The sequence below is a fragment of the Buttiauxella sp. B2 genome, assembly GCF_006376615.1.
GTDB lineage: Bacteria > Pseudomonadota > Gammaproteobacteria > Enterobacterales > Enterobacteriaceae > Buttiauxella.
The window spans coordinates 124,760-143,080 of record NZ_VEXQ01000002.1 but is presented as its reverse complement, the minus strand read 5'-3'; the positions used below and the strand labels follow the sequence as shown (position 1 = coordinate 143,080).

At 49.0% G+C, this 18,321-nt stretch carries 19 protein-coding genes; 11 read left to right on the top strand and 8 right to left on the bottom strand.

Annotated elements, in window-relative coordinates; translation table 11 throughout:
• Positions 1–184: 184 nt before the first annotated feature.
• Positions 185–388, top strand: coding sequence for a putative selenium delivery protein YdfZ (ydfZ, locus tag FH968_RS03820; RefSeq protein WP_139878030.1), 204 nt, complete (start codon positions 185–187; stop codon positions 386–388).
• Between the two features lie 382 nt (positions 389–770).
• Here ydfZ and FH968_RS03815 read toward each other — a convergent pair whose 3' ends face one another.
• Together FH968_RS03815 and FH968_RS24150 are read right to left on the bottom strand one after the other, a co-directional pair.
• Positions 771–2,156, bottom strand: a complete 1,386-nt coding sequence (locus tag FH968_RS03815) for an FAD-binding oxidoreductase (protein ID WP_139877576.1) — start codon at positions 2,154–2,156, stop codon at positions 771–773.
• 28 nt (positions 2,157–2,184) lie between these two features.
• Positions 2,185–2,412 (bottom strand): biotin/lipoyl-binding protein, encoded by a 228-nt coding sequence (locus FH968_RS24150; RefSeq protein ID WP_223271287.1) that lies wholly within the window; start codon positions 2,410–2,412, stop codon positions 2,185–2,187.
• A 175-nt stretch (positions 2,413–2,587) separates the two neighbouring features.
• Here FH968_RS24150 and FH968_RS03805 point away from each other — a divergent pair, with 175 nt between their 5' ends.
• From FH968_RS03805 to FH968_RS03790, 4 genes are all read left to right on the top strand, one after another.
• Positions 2,588–3,346, top strand: coding sequence for a CerR family C-terminal domain-containing protein (locus tag FH968_RS03805; RefSeq protein WP_139877572.1), 759 nt, complete (start codon positions 2,588–2,590; stop codon positions 3,344–3,346).
• A 145-nt stretch (positions 3,347–3,491) separates the two neighbouring features.
• Entirely contained in the window at positions 3,492–4,301 is an 810-nt protein-coding gene (locus FH968_RS03800; protein WP_223271280.1) for a hypothetical protein, read from the top strand.
• 438 nt (positions 4,302–4,739) lie between these two features.
• Positions 4,740–5,057 carry a helix-turn-helix transcriptional regulator gene (locus FH968_RS03795; RefSeq protein WP_139877570.1) on the top strand — a complete coding sequence of 106 codons (318 nt, stop codon included), beginning with the start codon at positions 4,740–4,742 and terminating at the stop codon, positions 5,055–5,057.
• Entirely contained in the window at positions 5,054–5,581 is a 528-nt protein-coding gene (locus FH968_RS03790) for a rhodanese family protein (RefSeq protein ID WP_139877567.1), read from the top strand. The genes FH968_RS03795 and FH968_RS03790 overlap by 4 nt, the downstream gene beginning before the upstream one ends.
• A gap of 182 nt (positions 5,582–5,763) precedes the next feature.
• Here FH968_RS03790 and pepT read toward each other — a convergent pair whose 3' ends face one another.
• Positions 5,764–6,990 carry a peptidase T gene (pepT, locus tag FH968_RS03785; RefSeq protein WP_139877565.1) on the bottom strand — a complete coding sequence of 409 codons (1,227 nt, stop codon included), beginning with the start codon at positions 6,988–6,990 and terminating at the stop codon, positions 5,764–5,766.
• Positions 6,991–7,278: 288 nt separating this feature from the next.
• Here pepT and potA point away from each other — a divergent pair, with 288 nt between their 5' ends.
• The 5 genes from potA to FH968_RS03760 all read left to right on the top strand — a co-directional run bounded on the left by potA (position 7,279) and on the right by FH968_RS03760 (position 11,751).
• The gene (gene potA, locus FH968_RS03780) at positions 7,279–8,415 is read left to right on the top strand and encodes a spermidine/putrescine ABC transporter ATP-binding protein PotA (RefSeq protein ID WP_139877563.1); all 1,137 of its coding nucleotides are present in this window, start codon (positions 7,279–7,281) and stop codon (positions 8,413–8,415) included.
• A complete protein-coding gene (gene potB, locus FH968_RS03775; protein ID WP_139877560.1) occupies positions 8,399–9,256 on the top strand; it encodes a spermidine/putrescine ABC transporter permease PotB in 858 nt (285 codons plus the stop codon). Before potA ends, potB begins: the two co-directional genes overlap by 17 nt.
• Positions 9,253–10,044, top strand: a complete 792-nt coding sequence (gene potC / locus FH968_RS03770) for a spermidine/putrescine ABC transporter permease PotC (RefSeq protein ID WP_139877559.1) — start codon at positions 9,253–9,255, stop codon at positions 10,042–10,044. Before potB ends, potC begins: the two co-directional genes overlap by 4 nt.
• Positions 10,041–11,087, top strand: a complete 1,047-nt coding sequence (gene potD / locus FH968_RS03765) for a spermidine/putrescine ABC transporter substrate-binding protein PotD (protein WP_139877557.1) — start codon at positions 10,041–10,043, stop codon at positions 11,085–11,087. Before potC ends, potD begins: the two co-directional genes overlap by 4 nt.
• Positions 11,088–11,238: 151 nt before the next feature.
• Positions 11,239–11,751 carry a methyltransferase gene (locus FH968_RS03760; protein WP_139877555.1) on the top strand — a complete coding sequence of 171 codons (513 nt, stop codon included), beginning with the start codon at positions 11,239–11,241 and terminating at the stop codon, positions 11,749–11,751.
• Positions 11,752–11,795: 44 nt separating this feature from the next.
• On the opposite strand, the gene cobB is transcribed toward FH968_RS03760, so the two are convergent.
• The 5 genes from cobB to lolC all read right to left on the bottom strand — a co-directional run bounded on the left by cobB (position 11,796) and on the right by lolC (position 16,817).
• Positions 11,796–12,617: a Sir2 family NAD+-dependent deacetylase gene (cobB, locus tag FH968_RS03755; RefSeq protein ID WP_139877553.1), complete on the bottom strand. Its 822-nt coding sequence runs from the start codon at positions 12,615–12,617 to the stop codon at positions 11,796–11,798.
• Positions 12,618–12,620: 3 nt separating this feature from the next.
• Positions 12,621–13,532: an N-acetylglucosamine kinase gene (gene nagK, locus FH968_RS03750; RefSeq protein ID WP_139877551.1), complete on the bottom strand. Its 912-nt coding sequence runs from the start codon at positions 13,530–13,532 to the stop codon at positions 12,621–12,623.
• Positions 13,533–13,676: 144 nt separating this feature from the next.
• Positions 13,677–14,921, bottom strand: coding sequence for a lipoprotein-releasing ABC transporter permease subunit LolE (lolE, locus tag FH968_RS03745; RefSeq protein WP_139877549.1), 1,245 nt, complete (start codon positions 14,919–14,921; stop codon positions 13,677–13,679).
• Positions 14,921–15,625 (bottom strand): lipoprotein-releasing ABC transporter ATP-binding protein LolD, encoded by a 705-nt coding sequence (gene lolD / locus FH968_RS03740; RefSeq protein ID WP_139877546.1) that lies wholly within the window; start codon positions 15,623–15,625, stop codon positions 14,921–14,923. The genes lolE and lolD overlap by 1 nt, the downstream gene beginning before the upstream one ends.
• Positions 15,618–16,817 carry a lipoprotein-releasing ABC transporter permease subunit LolC gene (gene lolC, locus FH968_RS03735; protein ID WP_139877544.1) on the bottom strand — a complete coding sequence of 400 codons (1,200 nt, stop codon included), beginning with the start codon at positions 16,815–16,817 and terminating at the stop codon, positions 15,618–15,620. Before lolC ends, lolD begins: the two co-directional genes overlap by 8 nt.
• Positions 16,818–17,118: 301 nt before the next feature.
• Here lolC and FH968_RS03730 point away from each other — a divergent pair, with 301 nt between their 5' ends.
• Positions 17,119–18,192, top strand: a complete 1,074-nt coding sequence (locus FH968_RS03730) for an acyltransferase family protein (RefSeq protein ID WP_139877541.1) — start codon at positions 17,119–17,121, stop codon at positions 18,190–18,192.
• The last annotated feature ends 129 nt before the right edge of the window (positions 18,193–18,321 follow it).

The following is an 18,321-nucleotide window of genomic DNA, read 5'->3' as shown; positions in this document are numbered from 1 at the left end:
CTTCAATTGTAAATATGCTGGATAGTGGTTAAAACACTTTGTTTAGCTGATCACCTTCAGTTTCTTCCTGAGCATCTGAAATTTATAGAATTTTGACTTAGCTCAAAACATTTTTACCGATTAAGAGCTATTTATCTGCCGTTAAATTATCTCGTCTCGATACAATAAAAAAGGAGGAATGATGATGTTGACCTATGATTGCTACCGTAACGCTATCTCAACTGGCAGCCGTGTTATGGTGTTCAATAAGGGTCTGACTGGTGTTATTAAGACCATTCACGGCGAAGGTAAATCAGCCGAACAAATTCGTCGTTCTGAATGTGTTGAAATCGAAGGTTGTGAAGGTGTGTTCTGCCCGATGGAGTTGGTTAGACTTGAACTTCACTAATAGGGCATATCTCGTTGGCACATTGTTTTTACAAATGAGATAACCCTGAAAACAAATTATTTAAGGCCACCGAATTGGTGGCCTTTTTTGATGAATAATTTAGCCACGCTGACCTGCGCCCCAATAATTAATACAGTGCGGACTTAGCAAAGCCAGCTGTTGGCACTAAGCTGTCGCACGCGGTTATGAGCGTAGAGCAAACATTGTAGATAACATTGCTACTCCAGATGAGATGAAGTCTATATCCATCACAAACTCAAAATTGGTGCTGACTGGCAAGTGCATGGTCAATAAACCCGTGTCGTTACTGCGCCTAACGGTTAGCATCCGCAGTATGTGTAGCGTGTCAGCTACATACTGTTGTTAGGCGCAATACATGGTCTTATACCGGTTTGATGTTCTGATTCATCCGGAAGAGGTTCGACGGGTCGTACTTATTCTTGAGCTCCACTAGTCGATTGTAGGTTGCACCGTAAGCGAAGGCGATGCGGTCGGTCTCCTCCTGGGTGAGGAAGTTGATGTATGCACCGCTGCTGGCAAATGGTTGTGATTTAGCAAAGAATTCACGCGCCCAGGCGATACAGTGTTCATCCTCGGCGGCTGACTCCCAGCGACCGTGCACATTCATCACGTAATTGGCATCCCGGCTTGAGTAAGCCATTGCCTCAGGCGCGACGCTGGCCGTCTGGCCTCCAATTGTCCCGATGAATATCTCACACTGAGGTGACGGTAATTTGGCGGCGTATTCAATGATGGCATCAATAACACCGTCACTGAGTTGCGAGAAGTTGTGCGACTTCCAGTAGTTACGCGCCCCTTTTGATAATAGGGGATCGAATGCCTGCTGCCAGGCGATATAGGGTTGCACTCCGATGTGCTCACCGAGCACCGTACCGAACCCACGCAGAGGCTCAATAAGCTTCTCGCCCTCATGAGGGTCGCCCACATAGCACAGAGCGAGCGCGACCATCTCTTTCCCATAAACGTCCTCGGGCAGGAAAGGCAGCGGAGGCGCTTTGCGCGTGACCATCCAAACATTCAGCTCTTCCGGCATCGTCTCGGTGAATCTGGCGAACTGCGTGATCACGAGCTTTGCCTGATCAAACGGAAAAACAATGAGCCCACTCAGCACGTTCGGCCCGACGGGATGGAGTTGGAATTCGAAGCGAGTAACAACACCGAAGTTGCCACCCCCTCCCCGCAGCCCCCAAAACAGATCTGAGTTTTCTGATTCGCTGGTGTGCAGCTGACTGCCATCTGCCGTGACTACCTCCGCGGAGAGCAGATTATCTATAGTCATACCGTACTTGCGACTCAGCCAGCCGAACCCGCCGCCGAGTGTCAGGCCGGCCACACCTGTGGTCGAGTTGATGCCCAAAGGCGTGGCAAGGCCATAAGCCTGTACCACTGCATCAAAATCGCCAAGGGTGCAGCCAGGCTCAACGCTGGCCCTACAGGTTGCCAGGTCCACTTCTACTCTTTTCATCAGCGAGAGGTCGATCATCAAACCGTCCTCGCACACGGCATTACCTGCGATGTTGTGTCCACCCCCGCGGATCGAAATGAGGAGATTTTGCGTTCGTCCAAATTCGATGGCCTGGACGACATCCTCAGACGACGCGCAGCGGGCGATCAGAGCGGGTTTGCGGTCGATCATGGCGTTCCAGATCTGGCGTACCTCGTCATAGCCTGCCTCGTCAGGAAGAATCACCGCCCCCTGGAAGTGTGTTTTGAACTCATCGATATTAACCTTTAGTAACTCCCTCATGATTGTCTCCTACTGTTGAATACCCCTACTAATTATGATGGATTTCACAAATTCTGATGGCTTGAGGGGCATTTAATGGGAAGTTTGTTGACTGTGGGCACAATACCTGCCTTCGCATAGGCCAGATCCGCATAGCGTGCCCTTTTGCCTGATCCAGCAGAGCCTGATACTGGCTCGTATCTAATCGAACTAAGGTATTCCCCTGCTTGACTACCTGGTTTTCCTGTACCAATACCTGTGCCACATAGCCACCCACCCGTATTGCCACCTCTGGGAAACGCACATACGGCCCCGAATTTTCTTTTTCAGGGGCGCTGTACGCACCTGACGTACTGTAGAAGACATTTTCATCTCACAATTATATCAATTGGTATAATTGTCTCGTTTGAGATAAAATTGACCAAATAGCATAGTTTTTAGTGGGGGATGATATGACACTAAATTCAGAAACCGGACGCCTGCGCCACCGGGCCGATAGCAGTTATTCTTGTGGTGAAGAGACCCGTAACCGTTTAATTGAGGTTGCCATTCGCCTTTTTGGTGAGCGTGGCTATGAAGGAACATCCACCCGCGACATCGCTCGTCAGGCCGGCGTTAACACGCCTGCAGTGCAATACTACTTCGACAACAAAGAAGGATTGTACCGTGCCTGTAGAGAGCATCTGGGCGCGACAGCTGATGCCTATTTCGGCCCAATGTTGGATGAGGCTGAGGCAATACTGCAAAACGAGCAAGCCTCACGGGAAGATATGATCGAGGTGTTTTCGCGCATGCAGGAGACAATTGCCGACTATCTGCTGCGTGATGACAAGGCTCAGCAACGTGGTCTGTTTCGCGCACAGGAACAGGCTGGACGTGGGGGCATTGCCGAAGACCAGCAAAACTTGGGCACTCGGCGCCTAACCCGGGTAGGTGCGGCACTGGTCGCTCGCCTGAGTGGTCTTTCCGCAGAGGACCCTCTCACACTGCTGCGACTCATCACTGCTAACGGCCAACTGATGGTCTTTCACATCGTGCCGCGTGCAACCCTGGGGGCCATCGGCTGGCAGGGAATGGATGAGGATAATCTGTCGTTACTCAAAAAAGTTGTTCGGGAACAAACGAGGGCACTGATCGACAGCTGGCATTCGCAAGGATTCCGCGCACAGCCCCCAGACATGAGTAAGACAGGTGAAGGAGAAACCAGGTAAATACTACGTTTCCAGCGAGTTAAAATTCAAAGTTTTATTCTGCTCTGAACTATTTAGTTCAGAGCGTTTTTTTATTTAAATTTCTATACCTACTATGCTGCTGGCATAGAGGTACAAATTACATTAAATGTCCCGGATAATTTTCATGATCTCTATGCATAAAAAACTGCTTTCTTTTTCACTTATCTGCGGTGGATTCCTTCCGGCCATGCTCATGGCACAGACGGGGGGCGTAAAAGCAAATAAAGATAAATCAGATGATGATCCAACCAAAATAACCACCAAACTCGGCGTAGCCTGGTCGGATAGTTACGATATGAATGACAGCAATGTGGCCTTTTCTGGTTCACTGGCACTGGATGAAGCACGCCAGATGACTGCGAGCATCAACAGCGATGCAAGTGAATGGCGTGTCGGGGGCTCCTGGCTTTTCCCCGTTGGTATCGTCAACTTCAACTTTGGGAAGAATGATTATCCCAATGGGGCATCACAGACTAACTATTCAGTCGGCACCTTTTTGCCGTTAAGTTACTTCGGTTTTGAACCCGCCGGGTTCCAGATTTTCCCGATGGCGGGTTATTCCTACAATACCGGGGATACGGTGGTTTGTGATGGAAACAAACACAGCTCGTGCGCACAACCAGGATTTGGCGGTGAACCCTCAGCAGAAAACGGTTTCAACTTACAGGAAACCGCCGGAAGCAGCGGCTACATTGGTGCCTTCGCACTTAAACCACTGACTGAAGAGCTGCGCTTGCTGAATTTCTTCGGGGCTTCTTACGGTTCAAAAAATGACGAAGGAGAAAACTATAAGGGTTACTTCTTCGGTCTTGGCCTGGGTTACACTTTTGACAAGCACAACTCGATAAGTGGCTTTACCTATATTCAGGACAACAACACTTACCTTGATGAGGCAGAAACACGCTTTCAGCTTTCATACAAATACCAGTTCTGATATTTCAATCTAATACAAAACGCTAACCATTATCGTGTTAGCGTTTTGTTTACTTGAATTTCACCAGGTCATTCAAACACTTTCCGGCTGTTGATGGACACCCCAAGTTAGGATTTTCCTGAATAGTAAAACGTCCGCTTTCGGCATCAAGCCGACTGCCGGAACTGTACCGGTCGCGATGAGCGACGAGCGACGAGCGACGAGCGACGAGCGGACATCCTGCGCCCCTTTAAACCAGATCCGCACCACTTCAACTTAACAAATTGATTACAAAGATATTTTACAATTACATGAACTATAAAAAGGTATGCATACATTTGTAAAATATGAATTATTACCTCCCACCTCATGTCTGAGTGACCCTTTAGATTTTTCGATTGCATGTGAGTGTTTTTTGATTTAGCATTTACTAAATTTAGAAAATGCTAAAATAAAGAAATGAAAGATACTCAGTTGTTCCAATTGCAGGAAAGCGCCTCGCTGGCAACAAAGCTGCTCAAGTCGATGAGTAACAGTAATCGACTTTTGATCCTCTGTATTCTCATTGATAAACCCGGTACCTCGTCAGGTGATTTGGGGCAACTGACAGGCCTGACGCCTTCGGCAACCTCTCAGCACCTGGCGAAAATGAAAGAAGATGGTTTGATTGAGTCTGCAAGGGTGGCGCAAAGAGTGAACTATTTCATCAAAAACGACGCGGTTAAAAAAGTCGTGTCCACGTTAAAAGACATTTACTGTCCGGAGGATTTAAAATGACGCCAGAAACTGTGTCACCGCTAGAAGCCAGAAAGCTTCTTGACCAAGGGGCTGTGCTCGTCGATATTCGAGACCGCGCTGAATACCTACGTGAGCACATACCGAACGCTCGCTCGCTTCCTCTCACCGATATCGCGGCAGGTAAAACAGTAGAAAGTACAGAGCGACAGCCCGTCATTTTTCATTGTATGGCAGGGACGCGCACGGTCCAAAATGCCAACGCGCTCATGAAAGCAGCAAACCCTGCGCCGGCTTTCCTGATGGCAGGCGGCATTAACGCGTGGAAGAGCGCCCACCTCCCGACTATCGAAGACAAAAAACAACCGCTGCCTATCATGAGGCAAGTTCAGATTGTTGCGGGCACACTTATTCTTGTCGGCGTTGTATTGGGATACACCACGGATAGCCGATTATTTTTACTGTCAGGCTTTGTAGGCGCAGGTTTACTCTTCGCAGGTGTGAGTGGTTTTTGTGGGATGGCGAGTTTACTGTTAAAAATGCCATGGAACAGAGCTGAGAAGTAGAAGTTAATTCTCTTTGATAAATCTAAGTAAAGATCTGCAATGCACGCTACTGGCACTAAACAGACTGTAAGATCTAGTATCACAACATTCAGACTAAACATAATCCAATAAAAAAAGGGGCATTCAGCCCCCTATTTTAATCTAATGAACCAAAATCCCGGCCTAAAACCCACTATATTCAGTTAGCTTTGCTTCACTGTTAACTCTGCAATACGCACAATCACCGCTACCGCCTTTTCCATCCCTTCCAGCGTCACAAACTCATGTTTGCCGTGGTAGTTATAGCCGCCAGTGAACAGGTTTGGGCAAGGTAAACCTTTAAACGACAACTGTGCACCGTCAGTGCCACCACGAATCGGCTTCATTACCGGTACAATGTCACAATCACGCATCGCCTGTTGGGCCACTTCCACAATGTAAGGATGTTCCGCCACTTTCTCACGCATGTTGTAATAGCTGTCATCAATAACCAGTTCGATATAGCAATCTGGATGCAGACCTTTACCGACTTTTTTCGCGATATCCATCATTTTGCGTTTACGCGCTTCAAACTGATCACGATCAAAATCGCGAATAATGTAGTGCATCTCAGCGCGGTCAACCGAACCTTTAATCCCGTGTAGATGGTAAAAACCTTCGTAGCCTTCGGTGCATTCCGGGCTCTCGTTGGCAGGCACCTCAGCATGTATGCGCGCAGCTATTGAAAGCGCATTCACCATCACCCCTTTTGCAGAACCAGGGTGAACATTGTTGCCGACGATTTTAATAGTGACCGAAGCCGCATTGAAGTTTTCACATTCCAGTTCGCCAACACCCCCGCCATCAACGGTATAGGCCCAGCGTGCATCGAATGCTTCGACATCAAAAAACTTCGCGCCTTTGCCGACTTCTTCATCCGGTGTGAACGCAACACGAATGTCACCATGCGGGATCTTTTTCTCTTTCAGAACCGCTAACGCTGTCATGATTTCCGCGATACCGGCTTTGTCATCTGCCCCGAGTAATGTCTTACCGTCTGTGGTAATCAGTGTCTGCCCGAGCAGTTGATGCAAAACCGGGAACATCACTGGAGACAGCACTTCATCGCCAATGCCCAGCGCAATGTCGCCGCCGCGATAGTTTTCGACAATCTGCGGATTAACGTTTTTACCCGTAAAGTCAGGGGCAGTATCCACATGAGCGATAAAGCCGATGGCCGGGATTTTTTTATCGACGGTAGACGGAAGTGTTCCCATGACGGTGCCATGCTCACCCAGAGTCACGTTCACCAAACCCATTTCTTCAATTTGCTCTTTAAGCAAGCGCAACAATTTCCACTGCCCTTCAGTGCTGGGAACTTGTTTTACGCCAGGCTTGGACTGTGTATCAAAAGAGACATAATGTAAGAAACGCTCAAGTAATTTATCCATGTCGTTACCCTCAATTTTTGTGACTTCATTATCAGTAAGCCACAAATGCAAATATTGCGTCAGGTCACTTTTAGCCCGGTAGAGATGAAAATAGTCACGAATGGGATGCATGGCGAGTGAATTTGGTATTTGTGGCCTCGATCGTTGCCGAAATCAGGTCACACAAAAGCATCAAGGATTGGCGATTTCAATGCTTTGCCGTAGAATGTGTGCCCTTACTTAACGTGCAGAAGCCGCAAGGTGGTTAATCACAAACCCCGCATCAGCCCGCAATTTGATGCGTCTTTTATGGGACAGCGTAAAAAATTGAATAAACAGCTTCGTACGCTCTCACCGCTGGTAGAACTAGCCGGTGTCGGTAAGAGCTTTGATGGCAAAACCGTTATTTCTGATTTATCCCTCACCATTAATCATGGTGAATTTCTGACACTTCTTGGCCCATCCGGCTGCGGCAAAACAACTGTGCTGCGCTTAATCGCCGGACTGGAAAGTGTTGATGCAGGTACTATCTCCCTTGATAGCCAGGACATCACGCGTGTTCCAGCCGAGCATCGCCACGTCAATACCGTATTCCAGAGCTACGCTCTGTTTCCTCACATGACCGTTTTTGAAAACGTTGCGTTCGGCTTAAGAATGCAAAAAACGCCTGAGGCTGAGATTTCTCCTCGCGTGAACGAAGCGTTAAAAATGGTGCAGTTAGAGGACTTTGCTCATCGTAAACCGCACCAACTTTCTGGTGGCCAACAGCAACGTGTCGCGATTGCGCGCGCGGTGGTCAATAAACCACGCTTGTTACTGCTTGATGAGTCGCTCTCCGCGCTCGATTACAAATTGCGCAAGCAGATGCAAAACGAATTAAAAGCACTCCAGCGGAAACTGGGTATCACTTTCGTCTTCGTAACTCACGATCAAGAAGAAGCCTTGACCATGTCCGACAGGATTGTGGTAATGCGCGAGGGTCGTATTGAGCAAGATGGTACGCCGCGTGAGATTTACGAAGAACCGAAAAACCTGTTTGTAGCGAGCTTTATCGGTGAAATCAACATCTTTGATGCGACTGTAATTGAACGCATTGATAAGCAACGTGTGCTAGCCAATGTCGAAGGCCGTGAATGCCATATTTACGTGACGATGCCTGTTACCGTCGGGCAACGGTTGAAAGTGTTGTTGCGCCCTGAAGATCTGCGCGTCGAAGAAATTAATGATACTCACGTTGCCGATGGCTTGATTGGTTATGTCCGTGAACGAAACTATAAGGGCATGACGCTGGAATCTAACGTCGAATTGGAAAATGGCAAAATGGTGATGGTCAGCGAATTCTTCAATGAAGATGATCCTGATTTTGACCACACATTAGACCAAAAAATGGCAGTTACCTGGGTTGAAAGCTGGGAGGTAGTGCTGGCAGATGAAGAGCTCACGTAAATTCCAGAATCTGGTGATCACCACCATCGTCGGTTGGTTGGTGCTATTTGTCTTCTTACCCAACCTGATGATCATCGGGACAAGTTTCCTTACACGTGATGATGCCAATTTTGTCAGCATGGTTTTCACGCTAGAAAACTACACACGACTGGCTGATCCACTCTATGCGCAGGTGCTGTTGCACTCGCTGAATATGGCGGCGATAGCGACCCTCGCCTGCCTGGTGCTCGGCTACCCGTTTGCCTGGTTCCTTGCTCGCCTGCCGGAACGTGTGCGTCCATTACTGCTATTTTTGCTGATTGTTCCATTCTGGACTAACTCATTAATTCGTATCTATGGGTTGAAAATTTTCCTCAGCACCAAAGGTTATTTGAATGAGTTTTTGCTGTGGCTAGGGGTGATTGATACGCCGATTCGCATTATGTACACCGAAAGTGCGGTCATCTTAGGCCTGGTTTATATCCTGCTGCCATTTATGGTGATGCCGCTGTATTCCAGCATTGAAAAGCTGGATAAACCGCTGCTGGAAGCGGCGCGTGATTTAGGTGCCAGCAAGCTACAAACCTTTATGCGCATTATTATTCCGCTCACCATGCCAGGAATTATCGCCGGTTGTCTGTTGGTCATGCTACCTGCAATGGGGCTATTTTACGTTTCAGACTTAATGGGTGGAGCGAAAAACCTGCTGATTGGTAACGTGATTAAAAGCCAGTTCCTGAATATCCGCGACTGGCCGTTTGGTGCGGCTACCAGCATTACACTGACTCTGGTGATGGGACTGATGCTTCTGGTTTACTGGCGTGCCACAAGTTTGCTGAACAAGAAGGTGGAATTAGAATGATGGGTCGCCTGCTCCGCGGCGGCTTTATGACCGCCATCTATGCGTATCTGTACGTCCCGATAATCATTTTGATCGTCAACTCGTTTAACAGTTCGCGTTTCGGTATTAACTGGCAAGGCTTTACCGGCAAGTGGTACAGCCTGCTGATGAATAACGATAGCCTGCTGCAAGCGGCACAACACTCGCTGACGATGGCGGTGTTTTCCGCCACCGCTGCGACGTTGATTGGCTCGTTAACGGCAGTGGCACTGTATCGTTATCGTTTTCGCGGTAAACCGTTCGTCAGCGGCATGTTATTCGTAGTGATGATGTCACCCGACATCGTGATGGCTATTTCGCTACTGGTGCTATTTATGCTGCTGGGCGTATCGCTCGGTTTCTGGTCGCTACTGTTCTCTCACATCACCTTCTGCCTGCCTTTTGTGGTGGTCACGGTGTATTCCCGGCTCAAAGGGTTTGATGTGCGAATGCTGGAAGCGGCGAAAGATCTGGGCGCCAGCGAGTTAACCATTTTGCGCAAGATCCTGCTGCCACTCGCCATGCCTGCGGTTGCGGCGGGTTGGTTACTCAGTTTTACTCTGTCGATGGACGATGTGGTGGTTTCCTCATTTGTCACCGGACCGAGTTATGAAATTTTACCGTTGAAAATTTACTCAATGGTGAAGGTGGGTGTCTCACCTGAGGTGAACGCACTTGCCACCATTCTGTTGGCTCTCTCGCTGGTCCTGGTTGTTGCCAGTCAGCTTATTCTTCGTGATAAAACTAAAATTCAGGGGACGTTAAAATGAAACAATGGCCACGCCACCTGCTAGCTGCGGGCGCTTTGGCACTGGGTATGGGCGCTGCACATGCCGATGATAGCAAAACGCTCTACTTCTATAACTGGACCGAATATGTGCCGCCTGGCCTGCTTGAGCAGTTCACCAAAGAAACCGGCATTAAAGTGATTTATTCGACTTACGAGTCGAATGAAACCATGTATGCCAAGCTGAAAACCTATAAACAGGGTGCGTACGATTTGGTCGTGCCATCAACCTACTTTGTGGCGAAAATGCGCAAAGAAGGCATGATCCAGAAGATCGATAAAAGCAAGCTGAGCAACTTCAAAAATCTCGATCCAGAAGTGCTCAACAAGCCGTTTGATCCAAATAACGACTACTCCATACCCTATATCTGGGGTGCCACGGCGATTGGTGTAAACAGTGATGCCATCGACCCGAAAACCATTACCAGTTGGGCGGATTTGTGGAAACCAGAATACAAGCAAAGCCTGCTGCTGACCGATGACGCACGCGAAGTGTTTCAGATGGCATTGCTGAAACTGGGCTATTCCGGCAACACCACCGATCCCAAAGAGATTGAAGCGGCGTATCACGAGCTGCAAAAACTGATGCCAAATGTGGCTGCATTCAACTCTGATAATCCGGCCAACCCGTACATGGAAGGGGAAGTGAATCTCGGTATGGTGTGGAATGGTTCGGCTTACGTCGCACGCCAGGCTGGCACTCCGCTGGAAATCGTCTGGCCGAAAGAAGGCGGGATTTTCTGGATGGATAACCTCTCCATTCCGGCTAATGCCAAGAACGTAGACGGTGCGCTGAAACTTATTAACTTCCTGCTGCGTCCGGACGTTGCAATGCAAGTTGCGGAAACCATCGGTTACCCGACACCAAATCTTGAAGCACGTAAGCTGCTGCCAAAAGAAGTTTCTGGGGATAAAACTCTGTATCCAGATGAAGCCGTCTTAAAAAATGGTGAGTGGCAAAACGATGTCGGCGATGCCAGCGCAATTTATGAGTCTTACTATCAGAAGCTGAAAGCAGGTCGTTAAATTTTATACCTGGCGGGGCCATCGTCCCGCCTTTTTAATTCATCCTTTCGCCTTATGGCATCACTTCCCTCTCTTTCTACGCTTGAATGAACGCCTGACCGTTGCCGTCATCTCACTACACCCGCTCGTTGCAGACTGAGTGAAAATCGTGATGAATACATTCTTTATACTGGCCCAACTGCTCAACCTTGGTATTTTCACCGTGTTTATTCTCGAGAGGAAAGAGAAGCCCGAGGCTAAACCACTGATAGATATCAGAGCGATACAACTCTTACGGCTGACTTATTTGCTACCAATAATCGCCTTCGCCTGGAGCCTTTTCCTTGTGGAATACGTTACGCCGCTGGATTGGATTTGTTTGCTGATAGCAATTGCAGGAACCGTTCTGGTGGTGAAAGGAAAAATCGATTTAGGGGCACATCATACGTGGGCGGGATACTACCTTCCGCATGCACCGCGTATACACAGCGGGATTTTTTCGTGGATAGCTCACCCGATGTACGCGGGAATCATTATGGTGATTCTCTCTTGCAGCGCAGTGTATGTGACCCGATTTCCGTGGTATATCAGTGTATTGGCATTACTTTGCTGCGCGTATATTTCGCTATTTTTGATTGTCGTGGCTTTGCGGGAAGATAAATTATTTGTCGCGGCAAGAACGTAATTTTTGATATTAATAGGCGGGCAGCATCGACTACCCGCTATTTGTTATAGACCTTTCAACAAGCGGTCGACATACTCCGGCACAACTTCACTGGCTAAACCATAGAATTTCTCCTCAAACTCACTGCCAACCTGGCTCGGCTCAAGGTTCAACTCAACGGTATGTGCGCCTTGTAAGCGGGCTTCATGGACAAATCCGGCTGCCGGATAGACATGGCCTGATGTACCGATAGCAATAAAGTAATCTGCCGTCGCAAGCGCTTGATAAATCTCATCCATACCGAGCGGCATTTCGCCAAACCAAACTACATGCGGGCGCAAGGGTGCAGAAAGCTGGCAGCAATGGCAGCGGTCTTCGCGGGTAATATCTCCTTTCCACTCCAGCACTTGCCCACTGCGAGCACAGCGTACTTTCAGCAGTTCACCATGCATGTGGATAACGTTTTTATTGCCCGCGCGCTCATGAAGATTATCAATATTTTGCGTCACCAACAGGAAGTGTTCCCCAAGCTCTTCTTCAAGCCTTGCCAATGCCAGATGTGCTGCGTTGGGCTGAATCTCTGCCTGCTGAAGTTGCTGACGACGGGCGTTGTAAAACGCCTGTACGAGTTCAGGGTCACGTGCAAAACCTTCCGGTGTTGCGACGTCTTCCACCCGGTGTTCTTCCCATAAGCCGTCAGTGGCGCGGAAAGTACGAATACCTGACTCAGCGGAAATTCCCGCCCCGGTAAGTACCACTACTCTGGGTTTTTCCATCGCTTCGGGCCCAGGAATATCTCTGAAAAAAGCACGCTGACGCAAGCGCTGTCTCAGCAAGCGTTTAGTTTTGCGAAACCGGCTTAGCCGATGTTGACGACGCGATAACATAATTTACTCCGTGAGATGGAGGAATGCCGCACCACGCATCCCGCCGGCGTCACCATGTCGCGCGGGTTCGATACGCGGTACTTTTGCTACTGGCAAAAGGTACTTCGGTAGACGCTCAGGCAGTTGCTGATACATCTCAGTAAAGTTAGATAACCCACCGCCAATCACCACCAGATGCGCATCAATTGCTGTGAGCAAACTACCAAGACAGCAGGCTAATAGCTCAACAAAGCGGTCAACGTGCGCAATCGCTTTATCATCACCGGCACGGAAACGCGCGACGATCTCTTTGGAATCCAGTGGTTCAGAGTAGAAGTGTTGGTAGACCCATGCAAATCCACGTCCGGAAAGATAGTTTTCGATACAGCCATGTTGGCCGCAACCGCAGCGCGTTAACGGAATATCACGGCCCAGTACGTTAAGCGCATCCACCGGCAGACGAGTATGTCCGAATTCGCCGGTAATGTAGTTTCGCCCGGTAATCGATTTACCGTTGACAATAATTCCGCCACCAACACCGGTGCCGAGGATCAGGCCCATCACGACGGGATAATCACGGAATTCATCATCCCAGGCTTCGGATAGTGCAAAACAGTTTGCGTCGTTATCCATGCGCACTTCACGCCCGAGCATCGCGCTCAAATCGGTCTGCACAGGTTTACCACTGGCGGCAGGCACATTTGCCGCGTACAGCGTACCGTCGTCCGTCACCGGCATGCCAGGAATACCAATGCCCACCGACCCCTTAATACCAAAACGGCTATCAGCTTCCTGTACCATGGAAGCGATAGCCGCTAAGAAATTCTCATAACTGTCATGCGGGGTGGGAAGACGTTTTTCCCATTGCAGACGACGCTCACTGTCGTAGACCCCAAGAGCCATCTTGCTGCCGCCAATGTCAAATCCGTAATACATTGTACCCCCTTATTCCCGTCATAATTCAAGTTGCAGTGGTGTTGGCCGCACTCCGTCGCCCCAGTTACTGACTAAAGTAAACTCCGGGGATCCACTCCCTTGCCGCCTACCTGCAACCCAAATTATTTAGGGTATATAAATAAATTATTGTCCGCTAAGAACTCGCGCTGGATCGATATTACTTGCACGACGTGCCGGATACCAACTGGCGAGCAAACTCAGTAACAACGCTGTGATCAGGACATAAAATACGTCCAGCCAATGAAGTTCAGATGGCAGGAAGTCAATAAAGTAGATATCGCCGGACAAGAATTGATGGCCAATGAGTTTTTCAATCACGCGGATAATGTTGGTTAATTGCCAGGAGGCAAGAACTCCGACAATCACACCGCTAACGCTGCCCAATAGCCCCGCTAACAGCCCGTACCAAACGAAAATGGCGCGAATCAAACCATCTTTTGCCCCGAGGGTACGCAACACGGCAATATCACTGCTCTTGTCTTTAACTGCCATCACCAGCGTAGAAACGATATTAAAACAGGCGACACCGATAACCAGTACCATCGCCAGGTACATAATGGCGCGGATCATTTGGATATCACGGTACATGTAGCCGTATGTGCCAATCCAGCTTTTGATGTAGACATAAGCGTTAGTCACTTCACCCGCATCGCGTACCAGTTGGTTAGCATTGAAGACATCATTCACTTTAATAGCGATACCTGTGACACTGTCACCCATATCCAAATAGCTCTGTGCATCAGCCATTGGGACCATCGCAAAGCTATGATCAAGTTGGCCACTCAGAGCCAGAATTCCTTCAACTTGCAGGCGAACACGCTTGGGTTGCAGCAGTTTCGTGCCACCATCGCTGTTCGGGATCATGATGGAAATCCAGTCGCCCTGCTTCACTTTCAGGGCGTCGGCAACACCTTTACCAATAATGATTTGTTGTTGACCGGCTTTAAAATTCTGCCACGCATTATTCTGCACATATTGCGGTAATGCGCTCAGATGAACTTCTTGTGCAGGATTGACACCTTTAACCTGGATGGCCCGCAGGTTAGGCCCACTTTCCACCAAACCGGTAAAGTTAATATACGGTGCCGCAGCAGCGATGCCTTTGACTTTCTCAACGCGCTGTAAAACGCCGCTCCAGTCGTGGAATGGCTGGTTAACCGGCTCAATTTCACCGTGCGGTACAACGGCCAGAATGCGGTTGTTTAGCTCGCGTTCGAATCCGTTCATTGCACTCAGACCGACAATCAATACCGCCACACCCAACGCGATACCTAAAGTTGAAATGATTGAAATCAGTGACACCATGCCGCTGCGACGACGCCCGCGGCTAAAACGTAAACCAATAAGCAGTGACAGTGGCGAAGCCATTAATCGGCTCCCATCAAAGTCAGTTCGCTGGTCAGGCGGCCATCACGCATTTCTAGCTGACGGGACATCCGACGCGCCAGTTGCAGGTCGTGAGTCACCACCAGGAATGCAGTTCCCTGACGCACATTCAGCTCACCAAGAAGCTCGAAAATGCTGTCTGCATTACGCGCATCCAGGTTGCCGGTTGGTTCATCGGCCAGCACCAGGCGCGGGTTATTGACCAATGCACGCGCAATCGCCACACGCTGACGCTCACCACCGGAAAGCTCAGAAGGACGGTGATTACTGCGGTGGTCAAGCCCTACGGCTTTAAGCATTTCCAGCGCACGCTGTTTGGTTTCATCGGGGTTCTTTTTGCCAATTAACAGCGGCATTGCGACGTTTTCCATCGCGGTAAAATCAGGTAACAAATGGTGAAACTGGTAGATAAAGCCCAGTTCGCGGTTACGCAATTCGGCCTTCGCGGAAGACGACATCGAGCTCATCGGTTTACCGTTGAAAATCACATCACCGGAAGTGGGTGTATCCAGCCCGCCCAACAAATGCAGCAGTGTACTTTTGCCGGAGCCGGAGCTACCTACAATTGCCATCAACTCGCCGGTATTAATGCTGAAGCTGACATCATGCAACACGTCGGTTTGCACTTTGCCTTCCTGATAGCGTTTGCACAGCTTGTCACACTGCAACAGGACAGAATTACTCATAACGTAAAGCCTCAGCGGGAAGAGTCGCGGCAGCACGCCACGATGGGTAAAGCGTGGATAACAACGCAACTGCCATAGCAATAATCGCAATGACAGTAACTTGTACAGGGTCGATGGCAACCGGCAGCGCTGCGCCATCCAGCAATGCGCCGATAATCGGCATCAGGTTATTTAACTGGCTGGCAAGTAACGCGCCTAACAACGCGCCAAGCAGTGCACCAATGACACCAGCACTTGCCCCTTGCACCATAAACACCGCCATGATTTGGCGACGTGTCAGACCTTGGGTCTGGAGAATGGCGACTTCGCCTTGTTTTTCCATCACCAGCAGGCCAAGAGACGTAATGATGTTAAATGCGGCAACAGCCACAATCAGGCTTAACAGCAGCCCCATCATATTTTTTTCCATGCGTACGGCCTGGAATAGTTCACCTTTGCGTTCGCGCCAGTCTTTCCATTCTGTGCCCTGTGGCAGCTTTTGTTGGCTCAACACATCGACTTTCAGCGGTTCAGCCAGCCACAGGCGCCAGCCGGTAATATTGCCCACCGGATAGCGCATCAGACGGGACGCATCCTGCTGATTCACCAGCATTTGATAACCGTCGACTTCGCTGCTGGCGGCAAACGTACCAATTACCGTAAACAGGCGCTGGCTAGGCAAACGGCCCATCGGTGTGAACTGGCTGGCAGACGGCACCATCACACGGATACTGTCACCACGTTTAATGCCCAATTGCCCGGCAAGTTGTTCACCCAGAATAATGTTGTATTGCCCGGCGACCAGATCGGTTTGCTTCACATTCACCAGGAACGGCGAAAGTGGGTCTTTTTCTTCCGGTTTCACACCCAACATCACACCCACAGCGACACTGCGCGCACTTTGCAGCACCACATCACCCGTTGTGATTGGGGCCACGCGCGTGACGCCTTCGAGTTTGAGATCTTTCGCAGGAAGTGTTTCGGGATTAATAGAGCCACCAGGCGAGGTGATTATCGCTTGTGGCATCAACCCAAGAATGTTGTTTTGCAGCTCTCGTTCGAAACCATTCATCACGGAAAGCACCGTGACCAATGCCATTACGCCAAGCGTAATACCGATAGTCGACAGCCAGGAGACGAAGCGACCGAAGCGGTCAGCTGCTCGCCCGCGCATGTAGCGCAGGCCTATAAATAACGCGACAGGTTGATACATGTATTCCGTCTTGTGGCAGTTGCGGATGCAAAGTTGGCGAGAAGTATATAAGCGATACCCTATCAAGTAAATGAAACGTAACGTTTTTTTGATTTTTAAGAACAAGTGAAATACTAATTAAATCAAACTCATAACATCTTGTTTTCGAAGTCAAAGCTATTCCAGAACGGTGATTAATTGTTCCTACGGAATATCTGAAAACTTCCGAATTCTTACAAAAACAGACAAATCAGGTAAAAAAATGCCCGCCAATCTTCCACCCTGAAGGTAAATACAAGCCAACAGAAGATATTCCTATCGCATGAAAAACAAACAATTGTGGATAAACCATATCAAGGGATTGTGCATCTGCCTCGTCGTTATCTATCACTCCGTGATTACTTTTTATCCGCATCTGACCCAGTTATCAGCCGGATTACCAGAATACCTCGCCAAAAGCTGGATTTACCTGAATCTCTATCTGGCACCGTTTCGGATGCCAGTGTTTTTCTTTATCTCGGGTTTTTTAATAACTCGCTACATTGAGTCGGTAAAATGGCGTGACTGCATTGATAAACGCATCTGGAATATCTTTTATGTCTTGCTGTTGTGGGGCATTTTGCAGTGGCTGGGTATCTCGTTAATTAACCAGTGGCTGGCACCAGAACTGGTGCGTAACCCAACGTCTAATGCCGCGTATTCGGAAACCCTGCTGCAATTTTCCACCAGCATGGCGAAGGCCAGCACCAGCCTTTGGTATCTCTATGCGTTAGTGCTTTATTTCCTGGTTTTCAAAAGCCTGCGCCAATACAAAGTGCCGGTTATCGTGATGTTGCTGGCGGTAAATGTGGTCATCAGCTTTATGCCGTTGCCATGGTGGGGCATGAACAGCGTGGTACGTAATATGTGTTATTACGGGCTTGGCGCGTGGTTTGGCCCGCAACTAATGAGCAGCATGAAATCGTTTGATGTCCGTAAGCATCCGCTAATTTGTGCGGGCACCGCCCTGCTCTCTGTGGCGTTATATCTGGTAAACGTCCCGGTCTTGATTTCCGTGGTGTCGATTTTTGTCATCATGAAACTGTTTTATCTTCTCGATAGCTGGCGTGAAAGCCGTAGCGACGCCTTCCTGAATATTGTGGGCTCCAACACCATTGCGATTTACACCACCCACCGCATCATCATTGAAGCGCTGAGTTTGTTTATGATTGGGCAAATCAATCACGGCCAACTTTCTGACGAGTTACTTCTGGTGGTGTTGATGGTTTATCCATTTGCCAGCCTGGCGATTTGTACGCTATTCGGTTTAGGGTTCAGAAAATTATCCCGTGCGTTGTGCGGTGATATGTTCTTCTCGCCGCCCGCCAGGATGGTTACAGCGACGGACGCTCGATAAACGGTGTTGCCGATTCTGTTGCTAATACAAAACGATCGCGGATAATAAACAACATCGTTTGTGAAGCAGCCAACACCCCTGCAGCTTGAAAGATAAGGGGTATAAACGGCGCAACCTGAGAGATTCTGA

What these genes read in the sequence shown, in the direction of transcription:
- FH968_RS03760 (WP_139877555.1), top strand. Translation starts at nt 11,239, where the DNA reads ATGAATACATTCTTTATACTGGCCCAACTGCTCAACCTTGGTATTTTC.
- FH968_RS03800 (WP_223271280.1), top strand. Translation starts at nt 3,492, where the DNA reads ATGATCTCTATGCATAAAAAACTGCTTTCTTTTTCACTTATCTGCGGT.
- FH968_RS03805 (WP_139877572.1), top strand. Translation starts at nt 2,588, where the DNA reads ATGACACTAAATTCAGAAACCGGACGCCTGCGCCACCGGGCCGATAGC.
- nagK (WP_139877551.1), bottom strand. Translation starts at nt 13,532, where the DNA reads ATGTATTACGGATTTGACATTGGCGGCAGCAAGATGGCTCTTGGGGTC.
- FH968_RS03815 (WP_139877576.1), bottom strand. Translation starts at nt 2,156, where the DNA reads ATGAGGGAGTTACTAAAGGTTAATATCGATGAGTTCAAAACACACTTC.
- FH968_RS03730 (WP_139877541.1), top strand. Translation starts at nt 17,119, where the DNA reads ATGAAAAACAAACAATTGTGGATAAACCATATCAAGGGATTGTGCATC.
- potD (WP_139877557.1), top strand. Translation starts at nt 10,041, where the DNA reads ATGAAACAATGGCCACGCCACCTGCTAGCTGCGGGCGCTTTGGCACTG.
- potA (WP_139877563.1), top strand. Translation starts at nt 7,279, where the DNA reads ATGGGACAGCGTAAAAAATTGAATAAACAGCTTCGTACGCTCTCACCG.
- ydfZ (WP_139878030.1), top strand. Translation starts at nt 185, where the DNA reads ATGTTGACCTATGATTGCTACCGTAACGCTATCTCAACTGGCAGCCGT.
- FH968_RS03790 (WP_139877567.1), top strand. Translation starts at nt 5,054, where the DNA reads ATGACGCCAGAAACTGTGTCACCGCTAGAAGCCAGAAAGCTTCTTGAC.
- pepT (WP_139877565.1), bottom strand. Translation starts at nt 6,990, where the DNA reads ATGGATAAATTACTTGAGCGTTTCTTACATTATGTCTCTTTTGATACA.
- lolD (WP_139877546.1), bottom strand. Translation starts at nt 15,625, where the DNA reads ATGAGTAATTCTGTCCTGTTGCAGTGTGACAAGCTGTGCAAACGCTAT.
- potC (WP_139877559.1), top strand. Translation starts at nt 9,253, where the DNA reads ATGATGGGTCGCCTGCTCCGCGGCGGCTTTATGACCGCCATCTATGCG.
- cobB (WP_139877553.1), bottom strand. Translation starts at nt 12,617, where the DNA reads ATGTTATCGCGTCGTCAACATCGGCTAAGCCGGTTTCGCAAAACTAAA.
- lolE (WP_139877549.1), bottom strand. Translation starts at nt 14,921, where the DNA reads ATGGCTTCGCCACTGTCACTGCTTATTGGTTTACGTTTTAGCCGCGGG.
- FH968_RS03795 (WP_139877570.1), top strand. Translation starts at nt 4,740, where the DNA reads ATGAAAGATACTCAGTTGTTCCAATTGCAGGAAAGCGCCTCGCTGGCA.
- lolC (WP_139877544.1), bottom strand. Translation starts at nt 16,817, where the DNA reads ATGTATCAACCTGTCGCGTTATTTATAGGCCTGCGCTACATGCGCGGG.
- potB (WP_139877560.1), top strand. Translation starts at nt 8,399, where the DNA reads ATGAAGAGCTCACGTAAATTCCAGAATCTGGTGATCACCACCATCGTC.